Origin of the sequence: Xanthomonas sp. WHRI 7065 (assembly GCF_040203115.2) — a bacterium.
In the GTDB taxonomy this organism is placed as follows: Bacteria; Pseudomonadota; Gammaproteobacteria; order Xanthomonadales; family Xanthomonadaceae; genus Xanthomonas; species Xanthomonas arboricola.
The window spans coordinates 223,135-237,599 of sequence record NZ_CP168194.1 but is presented as its reverse complement, the minus strand read 5'-3'; the positions used below and the strand labels follow the sequence as shown (position 1 = coordinate 237,599).

Annotated in this window: 11 protein-coding genes; 3 read left to right on the top strand and 8 right to left on the bottom strand. The window is 66.4% G+C overall.

The window, feature by feature from the left end; genetic code table 11:
* The first annotated feature begins 152 nt into the window (after window positions 1–152).
* Window positions 153–1,190 carry a patatin-like phospholipase family protein gene (locus ABQY64_RS00955; RefSeq protein ID WP_047129912.1) on the top strand — a complete coding sequence of 346 codons (1,038 nt, stop codon included), beginning with the start codon at window positions 153–155 and terminating at the stop codon, window positions 1,188–1,190.
* Window positions 1,191–1,661: 471 nt separating this feature from the next.
* Here the strand turns inward: ABQY64_RS00955 and ABQY64_RS00950 are convergent, their stop codons facing one another.
* Together ABQY64_RS00950 and ABQY64_RS00945 are read right to left on the bottom strand one after the other, a co-directional pair.
* The gene (locus ABQY64_RS00950) at window positions 1,662–3,878 is read right to left on the bottom strand and encodes a TonB-dependent siderophore receptor (RefSeq protein ID WP_039814296.1); all 2,217 of its coding nucleotides are present in this window, start codon (window positions 3,876–3,878) and stop codon (window positions 1,662–1,664) included.
* 221 nt (window positions 3,879–4,099) lie between these two features.
* The gene (locus ABQY64_RS00945; protein ID WP_039814299.1) at window positions 4,100–4,582 is read right to left on the bottom strand and encodes an Lrp/AsnC family transcriptional regulator; all 483 of its coding nucleotides are present in this window, start codon (window positions 4,580–4,582) and stop codon (window positions 4,100–4,102) included.
* A 127-nt stretch (window positions 4,583–4,709) separates the two neighbouring features.
* Here ABQY64_RS00945 and phhA point away from each other — a divergent pair, with 127 nt between their 5' ends.
* Together phhA and ABQY64_RS00935 are read left to right on the top strand one after the other, a co-directional pair.
* Window positions 4,710–5,600 carry a phenylalanine 4-monooxygenase gene (phhA, locus tag ABQY64_RS00940; protein ID WP_024939508.1) on the top strand — a complete coding sequence of 297 codons (891 nt, stop codon included), beginning with the start codon at window positions 4,710–4,712 and terminating at the stop codon, window positions 5,598–5,600.
* A 68-nt stretch (window positions 5,601–5,668) separates the two neighbouring features.
* Window positions 5,669–6,313, top strand: a complete 645-nt coding sequence (locus ABQY64_RS00935; protein ID WP_184230582.1) for a DUF4375 domain-containing protein — start codon at window positions 5,669–5,671, stop codon at window positions 6,311–6,313.
* Between the two features lie 106 nt (window positions 6,314–6,419).
* Here the strand turns inward: ABQY64_RS00935 and ABQY64_RS00930 are convergent, their stop codons facing one another.
* From ABQY64_RS00930 to ABQY64_RS00905, 6 genes are all read right to left on the bottom strand, one after another.
* The gene (locus ABQY64_RS00930; RefSeq protein WP_349779658.1) at window positions 6,420–8,036 is read right to left on the bottom strand and encodes a diguanylate cyclase domain-containing protein; all 1,617 of its coding nucleotides are present in this window, start codon (window positions 8,034–8,036) and stop codon (window positions 6,420–6,422) included.
* 2 nt (window positions 8,037–8,038) lie between these two features.
* Window positions 8,039–9,505, bottom strand: coding sequence for an ATPase domain-containing protein (locus ABQY64_RS00925; protein WP_184353014.1), 1,467 nt, complete (start codon window positions 9,503–9,505; stop codon window positions 8,039–8,041).
* Complete coding sequence (locus ABQY64_RS00920) at window positions 9,502–9,909, bottom strand: hypothetical protein (RefSeq protein ID WP_349779657.1); 408 nt, start codon at window positions 9,907–9,909, stop codon at window positions 9,502–9,504. The genes ABQY64_RS00925 and ABQY64_RS00920 overlap by 4 nt, the downstream gene beginning before the upstream one ends.
* 459 nt (window positions 9,910–10,368) lie before the next feature.
* On the bottom strand, window positions 10,369–12,105 hold the full coding sequence (locus tag ABQY64_RS00915) for a peptidase M61 (protein WP_184353015.1): 1,737 nt from the start codon (window positions 12,103–12,105) through the stop codon (window positions 10,369–10,371).
* A gap of 181 nt (window positions 12,106–12,286) precedes the next feature.
* Entirely contained in the window at window positions 12,287–13,405 is a 1,119-nt protein-coding gene (locus tag ABQY64_RS00910; RefSeq protein WP_184353016.1) for a GDSL-type esterase/lipase family protein, read from the bottom strand.
* A gap of 222 nt (window positions 13,406–13,627) precedes the next feature.
* Window positions 13,628–14,290 (bottom strand): RpiB/LacA/LacB family sugar-phosphate isomerase, encoded by a 663-nt coding sequence (locus tag ABQY64_RS00905; protein WP_039517782.1) that lies wholly within the window; start codon window positions 14,288–14,290, stop codon window positions 13,628–13,630.
* Window positions 14,291–14,465 lie beyond the last annotated feature (175 nt).

Genomic DNA, 14,465 nt, shown 5'->3' with positions numbered 1-14,465 from the left:
CCGAATGAACGGCTCGCCCTTCTTGCCGGGACAAGGCAGTGCAACGCCTGCAAACGATGCCGTTCTGAACAATCTCCACGCACGCCAACCATCAGCGCCACCGTGACGGCACGCGTGTATTCTCCCTCGCCTTTCCCATCGACGTTTTCGCCATGACTGCGCTCCGCCGCCCACGCTCGCTTGCCCTGTTGTCCATGCTCGGTCTGCTCTCGGCCTGCGGTGGCGAGCCGCGCCCGGCAGCACCGGCGCCGGTGGTGCAGGCACCGTCTGCCGGCGCGGTCAAACCGGTGAAGATCGGCGTGGCGCTCGGTGGCGGCGCGGCCAAGGGCTTTGCGCATATCGGCGTGATCAAGATGCTCGAGGCCAACGGCTTTGCCCCGGTGGTGGTGTCGGGCACCAGCGCCGGCAGCGTGGTCGGGGCGCTGTATGCCAGCGGCATGGATGCGTTCCAGATGCAGGAAAAGGCCGTCGCGCTCGACCAGACCAGCATCCGCGATGTGCGGATCTTCTCCGGCGGCCTGGTGCAGGGCCAGAAGCTGCAGGACTACGTCAACGAACAGCTCGGCGGCAAGCCGATCGACAAGTTGCGCAAGCCGTTCGCGGCGGTCGCCACGCGGCTGGAAGACGGCGAACGCACCGTGTTCGTGCGCGGCAATGCCGGCCAGGCGGTGCGCGCATCCAGCAGCATTCCCGGCGTGTTCGAGCCGGTAACCATCGGCCAATACCACTATGTGGACGGCGGCGTGGTCAGCCCGGTGCCGGTGGATGCGGCGCGCCAGCTCGGTGCGGAGTTCGTGGTGGCGGTGGATATTTCCAGCAAGGCCAGCGGCAAGAATCCCGGCGATCTGCTCGGCACCGTCAACCAGTCGATCTCGATCATGGGCCAGCGCCTGGGCGAGGCGGAACTCAAGCGTGCCGATGTGGTGATCCGCCCCAAGGTCAACGACATCGGCTCGGCCGATTTCAACCAGCGTGGCGCCGCCATCCTGGAAGGCGAGCGTGCCGCGATGGCGGCGATGCCGCAGATCCGCGCCAAGATCGCGCAGTTGCAGGCGCAGCGCAGCAGCGCCACCCGCACCGCCGCCGAGCAGGCTGCCGCGGCCAAGGCAGAGGCGTATCAGCGCTGCCTGCAAGAGCGCTCGCGCTGGCAGAAACTGCGCGGCAAGGACGAGGCTTGCGTGGCGCCGTGAGGCGGAGGCGGTGCGATGCGCAGCTGATGCGGGTGCCGCGCGAGGTCATGCGGAGCTGAGTGGGCGTGGGCGCCTGTTTCGAGACGCGCGCATTTAAAGCCGATGCGTAGGCGACTGCGTTGTTGATGCCTTGTGTTGATGCACCGAGGGTGTGCCGGACAAGGTCGCGGCCTGGGCCGCTCCTGCAAGGATGCGGCGGTTCTTTTCGGGTGCGCTGAGATGTGCCGCGGAGGGGATCGCGGCCTGGGCCGCTCCTACGACGGCGTGGCATTTTTTTCAGGTGCGCTGAGGCGGGATGGGGTCGCGGCCGGGTCCGCTCCTACGATGGCGGGGCGGTCTTCGGGTGTATTGGGTAACGTCGGCGCGGCCAGCACCGCTCCTGTAGGAGCGGCCCTGGCCGCGATGCCTTACCCGTAGCAACGCCTGGCCTTGATGGGCAACGCCTCAAGCCCGGACTTCATGGGCAACGCCTCAATAGCGCCAACGCAACGACACGCTGACAAACCGCGGCTCGCCGTAGTTCTGGTAATCCAGGTTGGCCCAGTAGGTCTTGTCGAAGGCGTTGCGTACCGCCAGCGTGGCGGTCCATTGCTCGCTGATGCGGTAGTTGGCGTTGAAGTGCACCAGTGCATACGGGTTCTGCACCACGGTCACCGGCGTGGTGGCGCCGGTACCGTCGCCGGTGGGGCGCTCGATATTGAAGCCGCGCACAGCGCTCTGCCAGCTGACGCCGCCGCCAATGCTCAGGCGCTCCCAGGCGCCGGGCAGGCGCAGCTGGGTGGACAGCTGCAGGTAATCCTCGGGCAGGTTGGCGTAGATCGCATCGGTGGGCGGGCGCGTCACCTTGACGTGGGTAAAGCCGGCGTTGACGGTCCAGCCGGGCAGAATTTCGCCGTTGAAATCCATTTCCCAGCCACGGCTCTTGGTGCCGTTGATGCCGATGTAGGCCGAGTTGCCGTCCGGCAGCGAGGATTCCGGCTGGGTCATGTCGCGCACGGCGAAGTTGTCCTGCTTGGCCTCGAACACGGCGGCGGTGGCCATCGCACGGCCGTCGAACAACTGCGCCTTGATGCCGGCTTCCAGGTTGGAACCTTCCACCGGGGCGAGCAGGTTGTTGTCCTTGTCGCGGTAATTCTGCGGGTTGAAGATCTCGGTATAGCTGGCGTAGAGCGACACATCCGGCACGATGTCGTAGACCAGTCCCACATACGGGGTGACTTCGTCGCTCACCTCGTACCGGCCGCTGGTGCCGGTGTAGGCGCCGCTGGCGTCGAAGGCCTGGGTGCGGGTTTCCCAGGAGCTCAGGCGTGCACCGGCAATCAGCGACAGCGGGTCGGCCAGACGCAACCGGGTCGAGGCATACACGCCGCGCTGCGTGGTGCGCGCTTCGCTGCGGCGGCCGGTCCGCGCATAGGTCACTTCGGAAATATCGCCATCCCAGTTGCGGATATTGGGGATGAAATAACAGCGCTCGGGCGGGCCAAAGTCGTTAGGGCAGCTCGCCCAGTCATCGGGATAGGTCTGCGCGACGCCGTAGGAGGTCGACTGCAGATCCTGCCAGCTGCCGCCGACCACCACATCGTGCTGGCGGCCGAACAACGAGAAACCGCCGGACAGGTACACGTCCACGCCATCGCGCGCGTCGCTGGTTTCGCCGGCGCCGGTGCGCAGAAAGATGCCGCTGCCATCGGCGGCCGGATAGCCGGTGCCGTACACGCGCAGGCTCTGCACATCGCCCTTGGTGTGCGCGTAGTTGACGCGCAGCAACCAGTCCTCGCCGAAGCGTTGTTCCAGGTTGGCGAAGGCGGTGCTGGTCTCGCGCTGCCAGCGGCTCCACTTGGGCGCCATGTTGGTCGAGCGCGGCAGGTTGGCCGGCGAACCATCCGCGGCGAAGAACGGCACCGTGCCCCAGGTCGAGCCGATCGGACTGTTGTCCTGGCGCTGATAGCCGACGGTGAGCGTGGTGCTGTCGGTCAGGTCGCCTTCCAGCACCGCCATGCCCGACATCTTGTTGTCGTGGTAACGGTCGTAGTAGTAGTCGCGGTCCTGCCAGGCCGCGACCACGCGGCTGCGCCAGCGCCCGTCTTCGGTCAGCGGCGCATTGACATCGGCCTGCATGCGGCGGAAATCCCAGGTGCCGGCACTGACTGCGAACGAGGCATCGAAGTCCTTGCCCGGGCGCTTGCGCAGCAGGTTGACCGTGGCCGAGGGAATGCCGGCGCCGGTGAGCAGGCCGTTGGCGCCGCGGATCACCTCGATGCGGTCGTAGAAGACCGTGTCGTATTCCTGGTTGGTCGCACCGCTGTAGGTGGGCAGGCCATCGACCTGGAAGTCGGTGATCTGGAAGCCGCGTGCGAAATACAGCGGGCGCTGGGTGTCGTAGAACGACACGTTGACGCCGGTGACGTTGCGCATCACATCGTCGATGCTGAACAGCGATTGCTCTTCCAGCCGCTGCAGCCCGATCACGCTCACCGATTGCGGCGTTTCCTGCAGGGTCAGCGGCAGGCGTGTGGTGGTGGCCGGCTGCGCGCGGCTCACCGCGCCGTTGACGTTGACCTGGTCCAGCGTCTTGGCGTTGCTTGCATCGGCGGCGGCATCGTCAGCACGGGCAGCGCAGGGCGTCAGCGCCAACGCGCACAGCAAGGCAGCGGACAACGTGGCCAGGGGAGCGGAAATCGCGGGCATTGGAGGGTTCTCGTCGATCGGTGCGGGACGCGCGGCGTCACCGGGCAAAAAAACGCAGGCATGCGCGGCGCGTCCCACTCGGGCGACGAGCTGGCTGGCCCTGTCGGGCTGGCGGATCGACGAGAAGACATGCCGGGCGCAGCCGGATGTTACGCAAATGTAAATCGTTATCGTTTGAGAGGCAAGTCACAGTGCGTGTGCCTGCCTCACAGCCCGCCGGATCAGCCCAGATGCGAGAGCGGCAGGCCTTCCGGCGCTTTCACCGTGCGCAGCACGAAGCTGGAATTGACGTCGGACACGCCGGTCGCATTGAGCAGGCGGTCGAGCAGGAAGCGCGAGAAATGCTCTAGGTCGCGCACCTGCACCTGCAGCAGGTAATCCATGTCGCCGGTGAGCGCCCAGCAGGCCACCACCTCGTCCCAGCCACGCACGCCCTCGGCAAAATGTTCGATATCGGCCTGGCCGTGCTGCTCCAGCTGCACCCGCACGAAGGCCTGCAGCCCCAGCCCCAGCGCCTTGGCATCCAGGCGCGCGCCGTAGCCGGCGATGATGCCGGCCGCCTCCAGCCGCTGGGTGCGGCGCAGGCAGGCCGAGGCCGACAGATTGACCTGCACCGCCAGCTCCGCATTGCTGCTGCGGCCCTGCGTCTGCAGCAGGGCGAGCAGGCGCAGATCGGTGCGGTCCAGGGCGATTGGCTGGTCCATATGTTGCGCAGCAGCAGAGGATGACGCACGAATCTTGCGCCCGGAAGCATCGGACACGCAAGATTCGCAATCCCGTTGCGCGACCGTCGGGCTAAGGTGAGCGCTGATCATCGGGAACCGCCGCCGCATGAACATCGCACCGCAACGCGTCGAGAATCAGCTCACCGACAAGGGCTATGTGCCGGTCTACACCACCGCCGTCGTCGAGCAGCCGTGGGATGGCTACAGCGCCGACGACCACGCCACCTGGGGCACCCTGTATCGCCGCCAGCGCGCGCTGCTGGTCGACCGCGCCTGCGACGAGTTCCTGCAGGCGCAGGATGCGATGGGCATGGGCGAGACCCACATTCCGCGTTTCGATGCGCTCAATGCGGTGCTACAGGCGGCCACTGGCTGGACCCTGGTCGGCGTGCAGGGCCTGCTGCCGGAGCTGGATTTCTTCGAGCACCTGGCCAACAAGCGCTTCCCGGTGACATGGTGGATCCGCCGCCCCGATCAGATCGACTACATCGCCGAACCGGACCTGTTCCATGACCTGTTCGGGCACGTGCCGCTACTGATGAATCCGCTGTTTGCCGACTTCATGCAGGCCTATGGCCGTGGCGGGGTCAAGGCGCACGGCATCGGCGCGGACGCGCTGCAGAACCTCACCCGCCTGTACTGGTACACGGTGGAATTCGGCCTGATCGCCACGCCGCAGGGGCTGCGCATCTTTGGTGCCGGCATCGTGTCGTCGAAGGGCGAATCGCTGCACTCGCTGGAATCGCCGGCGCCCAACCGGATCGGCTTCGACCTGCAACGCATCATGCGCACGCGCTACCGCATCGACAGCTTCCAGAAGACCTACTTCGTCATCGACAGCTTTGCGCAGTTGATGAGCGCCACCGCGCCGGATTTCACCCCGATCTATGCGGATCTTGCGCAGCAGGCGCAGGTGCCGGCCGGCGAGGTGCTGGACACCGATCGGGTCATCCAGCGCGGCAGCGGCGAAGGCTGGAGTACAGACGGCGACGTGTGAGGCTGCACCGACTCGACACCACCGCCGAGCCGGACTATGGTCAAACCTCCCCATACCGCCTTCGCTCAATGGACCTGACGCAGCTTCGCATCCGGCGCTTGGAGCTGGACGACACCCGCCTGCTGTTCACCCTGGCCAACGGCATCCGCATCGACGAGCCGATCAAGGCGCAGCGGCTGTTGTTGAAGGCAACGCCGCCGCAGCGCGCGCAATGGCAGCTTACCGACGACGGCTTCGGAGTGAACTGGCCGGCGGTGGCGCCGCCCACGGAAGAGGGGCTGCTCAACATGCCCGAGTTGCTGTGGCGCCGCCGCAGCGCACGTGCGCAAACCAAACTGACCGCGCTGCGCGGACGCATGGATGCCCTGTCGCCGGGCGAGCGCGAGCTGGTGGCATTGGCGCGGCTGGATGCGGACATGAGCGAGAGCGGCTATGCACGCTACTTCGACCGCTGGGACGCCGCTACCCGGCGTGACGCATTGCAGGGACTGGGCGCGATGGGCGCAGCGCAGGCGCGCCAGGCGATCGAAGGCCTGGGCACGGTATTCGAACGCTTGGAAGAAGACCCCAACCTGCTCAGCATCGAAGACATTCTCGACGCGATGAGCGAGACCGACCGCCAGCGCGTGGATGGCTGGGAAGAGGTCTACTACCGACGCTCCGGCGAACTGGCCCGACTGGGCCTGACCCACTACGGGGTCGACAAGGCGTAAGCACGGGCGCTGTGCAGCGATTTCGCGCAGCGACGCCGCGGGTGTTGCCAGGCACACACCTCTGGTCGCCGTCAGCTTGCGCGCGCCGCCGTGCACCTGGGCAGGCTCACTGGCTGCGCTGGACCCGTGGGCTACGCGGACGCCGGCCCAATGGCAGGGATAGCGTGAAGGTGCAGCCCTTGCCGATGCCGTCACTGCTGGCGACGACGCTGCCGCCGTGCACCTCGACGATCTGCCGCACCACTGCCAGGCCGATCCCCAGGCCTGCACCGTTGAATCCGATCGCGTGGTCGTCCTGCATGAACGGCTCGAAGATGCGCTGCAGCGCGTCGCCGCCGATACCGATGCCGTTGTCGCTGACCACGATGATGGCGCGGCGGCCGTGCAGGCTCAGCTGCAGGCCGATGCGGCCGCCTTCGGGAGTGTATTTGGAGGCGTTGTCCAGCAGGTTGCGCAGCACTTGCGACAGGCGCACACCGTCTCCGCGCAGCAGGGTCGGCTGCGGCGGCAAACGCAGCGCGAATGATTGCTGGCGTTCGGTGATCAGCGGCAGACACGCCGCCGCGGCTTCTTCGATAACCGCATGCAGGTCGATGGATTGCTTGAGGATGCGCAGCTTGCCGGTGCGCACGCGCGACAGATCGAGCAGGTCGCCGATCAGGCGCGTCATGTGCTGCACCTCGTGCTCGATGATGTGCCGCATCCGCGGCAACTCGGCGCCGGGCAGGCTGTTGAGCATCGAACTGGCGACCAGGATCGGGGTCAACGGATTGCGCAATTCATTCGCGACGAAGGCCAGCATCTCGTTCTGTCGTTGCACCCCTTGCTCGGCTGCCGCATGCAACTGCTGGGCGCTCAGCGCGGCCAGGATCAAGGCGCTATTGGCCTGACGCAGCGCATCGTGCGGATCATCCGGCAACGGTCGCGGATCGGCAGCGGCCGGCGCCGGAGCGGCATGCTCCAGGTCCAGGGCGATGCAATCGCGGTAGAACATGAAACGCGCCGCGACGTTGCGCTTGGCGCAGTACATCGCATCGTCGGCATGCTGCAGCAGCGTCATCCCGGTCTCGCCATCGTCCGGGTACACGCTGATGCCGATACTCGCCCCCAGGTGCAGCTCGTGCTTGCCGACCAGGCAGGGCGTGTCCAGGCTTTGCACCAGCTGGCGGGTGATGGTGGCGGCCGCATCGTGGCTGTCGACACCGTCCAGCAACACCACGAATTCGTCGCCGCCGTAGCGCGCCACGATGCCCGAGGGCGCCGCCGCCGCAGTGAGCCGCTGCGCGGCCAGGCGCAGGAATTCATCGCCGGTGCTGTGCCCGAATAGATCGTTGATGCGCTTGAAATCGTTCAAGTCCACAAACAGCAAGGCAATCCGCGTGCTCTGGTGCTGCGCGGCGACGATGGACTGTTCCAGCCGCTCGAACAGCAGCGCGCGGTTCGGCAATTGCGTCAACGGATCGCGGTTGGCGTTGCGCGCCGCTTCGCGCAATGCGTGCGCGTGGTCGTCCAGCTTGCTGTGCGCCAGCAACGAGGACAGCACCAGCTGTTCGTTGGCAGCCTGCAGGTCGGTATGCAGCGCAGACGGCAACTGGCTCTTCAGACTCGCCAGATCCTGATGCAGATGCCGCAGTTGCCGCCGGACGCTGCGCGTCTGGCGCCGCAGCTCCGATAGCTCGCGCCTGGCGAGGTCCGTATCGGCGTTGCGGGGCGGCTGCTCCATGCTCATCCGCCGTCGGCGGCAGCCGGCTTGCGGGTGGACCTGCCGCTGAGCAGGCCTTCCTGCTGCAGCAACGGCGCACCGAGATGCAGACCGGCCTGGTCGATATGGAACTCGCGCAGCTCGTCCGAATGCGCGCTGGCCCGCACCTTGACCACCGCCAGGATGCGCCGCAGCCGGCTGTCCACTTCGACGTAGCGCTGCACGATGATGGCGTCGGTCATGAACGCGGTACCGTAGGGGCTGAAGCGCAGATCGGTGTAACGGTCCTCCAGCTCGGAGGTCATCACCACGGTCACGCCGGTGCCGGCCAGGGCCACCACCAGGCGCGACAGCGATTCGCGGAAGTCCTCGCGGAAGGTGGGCGCCAGCGCCAGCTCGAATGCGGACAGCGAATCGATCACCACGCGCGAGGCGCCGAGGCGCGCGATTTCCTGCAGCAGCAGCGCCAGGATCTCGTCGATCGATAGGTCCGGCGCGCGGCTGTCCACCACCGCGACCTGACCACCGGCGATCAGCGCCGACAGCGCCGGGATGCGCGAACGCGGGCCATGCTGTTCAAAGCGCGCCAGCACCCCGGTCTCGCCGTTGCGCACGCCTTCGATCAGGAATGCCGCTGCCAGCAGGCTCTTGCCCGACCCGGACGGCCCGGCCACCAGCAGCGAATAGCCCTGCGGCAATCCGCCGCCGAGCATGGCATCGAGCCCGTCGATTCCCATGCCCAGACGTGGTGCCACGTGCGCCGGCAACGCATCCTGGCGGCCGCCCACGCTGGGGATTGGGGCGAACACGCGCAGGCCTGCGCTGTCGATGCGGAAACTGTGCAAGCCCGGCAGGGACGGCCTGCCGCGCATCTTCATGACCTCCAGCTTGCGCACCATCGAATTGCGCTGCACGCTCTGGCGCAGCCAGATCAGCCCGTCGGCGACCGTGAATACCGGGTTGGCATCGGTCTCCACGAAGTACTCGCCGATCAGGAAGGTGGTGGATTGCCAGCTGGTCATCAGCATGCCCAGCTGCTGCACGAAACGCTGCAGGTTGTTGTGCACGTTGCCGTCGGCATTGCTGGCCAGCACCACCGAACGGAACGAATCCACGAACACCATTGCCGGCCGATGTGCCTGCACCTCGGCCACGATGCGCAGCAGCACCTGGTCCAGATCGCCGGCCAGGGTTTCTTCGGACAGATTGATGAAATGGATCGCGCTGCTGATCGCCTCGGCGTCGAAGAAGTCGAACTGCTGCTGGTAGCGCAGCATCTTCAACGGCGGCTCGCCCAGCACGGTGAAATACAGTGCAGGACGCTCCGGCGTTGCCAGTGCGAACATCAGCTGATGCGCCAGCGTGGTCTTGCCACATCCGGGCGGGCCGGCGATGAGATTGAACGAAAACTCGGGCAATCCTCCACCCAGCACCTCGTCGAGCCCGGGTACGCCGGTCTGCAGGCAGTGGATGGCGACTTTGCTGCTCATGGAATGTCCTGCGCGGAAAATCCGCTGGAAAAAGTGACCCAGACCGAACGCAACAAGCGCTCGGTCAAGGTTGGGCCGATCATGCTGACCAGCACCGCATGGAAGGTGTGCACGAAGGCAGCGCCGCCAGCGGCGGCCGTCTCCGTACGCTGTTGACGCAGCACCACGCCGACGGTCTCGACCGCATTGCGGTCATCGGACGCCTCGACCGCAACGAAGGCCTCGTCCAACCACGGAAACTCGTCCTTGGTCAGAAACAGCGCACGCTTGAACAGCGCCGCGACACCGCGCGGTCCAAGGATGGGAGTCAGCACCTTGTCGATTTGCTGCAACATCGCCACGACGGTGGACGCGATCGTCGATGCTTCAGCACCCGCAGCGACCTGTCGTTCGAGAATTGCCACGGCTGCGGCTAGTGCAGGATGATCCATGCCTATGCGCGGGCCTGCGAGAGTGTCGGTCCACTGTATACCGTTTCCGCAGTCGCAACCGGTCGCAGAGCAGGCACCTGCATGAGGCTGCTCGCTCGCTCGCGCGCCGCGCACGCTGCACGCGAAAGCGAACCCATGCCGTCTGCCCGGTTACGCGCACCAGCCAGGCTGATGCGCGGCATTGATACGTTGCTACGCAGCGCACTGGTGCTGGTGCCGGCCGTGTTGGTGGCCTGAGTGCGCCAGGGAACGCGGCTGCGTGCGCGATCAATTACGCGGCTTACTGGCTCGCCGCCTGCCCTGCAACGCAGCCAACCTGCAGCCGCTGATGACATCTCTGACGCACTGTCACCGCAGTGCGTCGATGCCGACGCTGCAACGCGTGCGTTGCGCAGCGTTGGTCAGGTGCCGGCAAGCGATGCCGCGCATGACTCACAGCCGGCATTGCGCATCGTCCACACCCGCCACGCGCTCCCATTGCCAGGTGTCCACCTGCTCGCCGCGTGGCAGATAGTCCACGTCGAATTCCTTGCCGTCGCGGCGCAGGCGCAGCTTCAGGTGCTGGGTCTGATTGCCCTGGATGCCGTCCTGCGGCACCGGCCGCACGATCTCGTCGCCATTGCGTACTCCCGCCTGCGCAGCCGCAGACTCCGCCATCAGGCCGCGCACGATGCGCCTGGGTTCGGCCAGCACCGCCGGCTCGAATCCCAGCACGTAGCGCCGCAATGGCTTGCTGGTCCTGCGGAAGCACGGCCCGAACGCATCCGATGCCGGCAGCGGCGCAGTTCCGGCCAGGAAGGCGTGGAAGTCCTGCACCGCCGTGTCACCCAGCTCTGCTCTCAACAAGGCCTCCCAATCGGCCTGGGTTGCCTCGCGCTGCTGCCCGATCTCCAGCAGCGCACGCAACAGGTCATCCAGCGAACGTCTGCCCTGCGATCGCTTGCGCAGCGCATCGTTGACCGTGGCCAGATACAACATGCCGCGGTCGTAGGCGAGCGTGCGGATGCGGGTGTCCTTCCAGAATCCCTCATCGATGCGTGCGTTCGGCAGATTTCCCAGCGCATTGGTGTAGTAACGCGCCGCGGTCATGTTGAGCGTATCCAGGAATTGCTGCGGAGTGAGCAAGCCGAATCGCAGCGGCAGAAGCGCCTCGTAAAACACCGCCGAGCCTTCGCTGAACCAGGTCGTGGACTCGGGCCCGTGCCGGGACAGGTGCGGCTGGTAGGTATGGAACATCTCATGCGACAAGGTGATCTTGATCAGGTCCAGATCGGCCCCGTCCCCTTCGCCATAGGTGGTGACGAAGGACTGGTTCAATGCGGTCCCGCCGCCGGCGTTGACCGGGTTGTAGCGCAGGAAGATGGTGTAGGGCGCGGGCGCGGGCTGCGGAAACAGCAGCTCGAACTGGTCGTGCAGCTTGCCCACCCACGCGGACAACGCGGCCGCATCGAAGGGCGGTTGCCCCTGCCAGGCGACCGAGAACCCGTCCGCACGCGGCACGGCCGGCCAGCGCCCAACCTCCCCGGCCATGAAGAACACGCCGGACAAGCTGTTGTTGTCGATCTGCGCGACCTGCACCGTGCCCTGGCCGAACGAGCTCACTCCCTTGGCGCCGTCGGGCAGCTGCGACAGATCCCAGCGAATGGTCAGCGCGTAGCTTTGTTCTTCCGGCGGCAGCGCCAGAAACATGCTCGACAGCGCAGAAAAGGCATGGTCATCGTTGCGGAACGAAATTGGCGGTGCCGGGCCGCGCGGCGGCCGAGTCGCATTGGCCGGGACACGGTAGTGCAGGCTGAGCGGGCCGCTGAGCGCACGTGGCGCAATCCAGACGCGCAGCGGGCCCTGGTCACCGCTTTCCTGCGCCGTGGCCGCACGCCCGGCAAGCTGCACCGTCCCCTGCGTATCGGTGGCTTCGATCGCGGCGATGTGCTCGGCAGCGGTATCCACGTTTTCCACCTGCATCGGCAGCTGCGCCACGATGCCGCCGCGCGCAACGCGAAGCGTCGCCAGGCGCAGACGCACCTCCACCGTGCTCACTTCGCCCTCGACTGCGTGCGGTGCCAGCTCTAGGTCCAGCGCAACCGGAGCAGGCTCTGCCGGCGCCGGGCTGGCCACTGCGCCAGCGGCCAGCGTGAGGAGTACACACAGCAGCGACCAGGGAGTTTTCATGCGCGTCGGGCGGTTGGGGATGGCCGATCATGCCGCCGGTCGAGGCCGCCTGCCAGCATGCCGAAGGTCATGCTGCGCAATACGCAGCGATGGCTGCCGGCCTGGACCGAATGACACCGCAGTACAGCGGTGGGGCGGCGCAGTTGCGGTGCCGGCAGGTGCGGTGCACCGGGGCGACGGCTCAGCCTGCCGGCTTGGCGAGATAGGCCAATAGCAGCACCAGTGGCTCATCGCCGGTCTGCTGCAAGGCATGGGTGCTGCCCGGGCGCGTCAGTAGCGCATCGCCGGCAGTGACCTGGTACTGCTTGCCGTCCAGCGCGTACAGCCCGCGCCCGCTGACGATGTAATAGATCTCGTCCTTGTCATGCAGATGCAGGCCGATGCCGGCGCCCTTGTGCAGCACGCGCTTGCGCAGCACGAGCGGCAGCTGCGGTGCGTCGGCGAAGAACGGATACGCCGTGGTCGGCCCGGCGCCGCCATGCGGGCCGGGTTGCGCGCGTGCGAGATCGCGTTCGTGCACCACCAGCGAGGGATGCGCCTGCGCCGCGTTTGGGGCGGCGGTGTCGGCGGCGGCGCCGCAATCGGCATCGCGGAGAAGCTGTGGCTTGAGAGCGGGTTGCAACTGCACCCAGCCATGCACGACCAGGCATGCCACGGCGGTGGCGCCGGCGCGGCTGAAGTGGGTGCCGTCGGCTTTGCCTTGTTCGGGAACGAACAGGAAGTACGGCCTGGCCGCCTGTTCGCCGAGGGCACGGATCCAGTCGCTGGAGCTGGCATTGAGATCGATGAGGCCCACGCGCTCCTGCGCGGCGAGTTGCTGCATGGCCAGGGTGTAGCGGCCGTGGGTGTCGAGCAGCGCGCCGAAGTCGTAGAGCAGACGGGCGGCGGGCGTGATCAGGATCGGCGTGGCGCCCTTGTCGCGCGCGGTGGCGATATAGCGGCGCAGGAACTGCTGATAGTCGCCCTGCGGGTCGGTGTAGCGGGTTGGATCTTCGTGTTTGGCGTCGTTGTGGCCGAACTGGATCAGCAGCACGTCGCCGGCCTGGATGTCCTTGGCGATGGCATCCAGGCGCCCTTCGGCGATGAAACTGCGGGTGCTGCGGCCGCCCTTGGCGTGATTGCGCACCTGCCATTGCGCCGGGTCGAACCACTCCTGCAGCATCTGGCCCCAGCCGGCCTGCGGCGCACGCTCGGCACCGTATTCGGCGGCGGTGGAATCGCCGGCGATGAAGATGCGGTGTGGATCGGCGCGGGCGCTATCTGCGCAGAGCAGCAGCAATGCGAACAGCAGCAGACGCATGGTGGGCTCCGGGAAAAATGCTTAGGACGCGACGCTGTTCCTTCTCCCATCGGAAGAAGGTGCCCGAAGGGCGGATGAGGGTGCGGCGGCACAGGAAATGTTGGACGGCCGTACTGTCGTCTCAAGCCTTCCAAGCCTTTGCCGTTTAGGGCAGCTGTCTTCCGCCTTACCCTCACCCCAACCCCTCTCCCGGCGGGAGAGGGGCTAAAACGCACTGACTAATTACGCAGCTGCTGCAGTGGCTTCGGGCTTGCCCAGCACGCCGGCGACGAAGTTGCGGATCTCCGCGTCCTGCGCATTGTCGAAGAAGCACTGCTGGAAACGCTCGCCGCCCACGGCCTGCTTGATCAGCTCCGGGTCGATGGCGCGCAGGCCGTCAAGGTAGGACTTGGCGGTGGCCTGCTTGACCTGGGTCAGGATGCCGGCATTGGCGGCTTGCGATTCTCGACGCTCGGCCGGGTAGCCCATGCCGCGCTCGCCGCTGAAGGCCTTTTCGAAGATGTAGCGCACGTTGATTTCCGCGCCCCAGCCGTAGCCCTTGGCGAACGCCAGCGACAGCGCGTTGCCGTTGTTGACCTGGGCGAACAGGTAGGCGTCGGTCGGCTCGATGCAATAGCCGCAGAACACGCCCGGATGCGCATTGAGCGACATCATCGCGCCCTGGCCGGTGCCGCAGCCGGCGACGACGAAGTCCACGGCCTTGGAGTTCAGCAGCAGGCTGGCGACGATGCCCAGGTGGATGTAGGTCAGGCGGTGGTCGTTGTCGCCGTCCATGCCGACGTTGAAGACGCTGTGGCCCTGCTCGCCGGCGACGTCGTTGAGCTGCTGCAGGATCACCGGGTTCTTGCCGGCCTGACTGAACTCATTCATGAGTGCAATTTTCATGGGGATGCTCCGATTGGTTGGGGAAGTTGTGTCGACTGTGCGATTGGATTAGGTGTGCGCGCCTGGATGCGGTCTTGCTTCGCTTTTCAGGTGCTTGTCGGTGAGCGATCAGGTGCTGAAGAACTTGTCGGAGCTGCGGCACGCGTCTGGTCATGTGCGTGCACCCCGCCCCTCA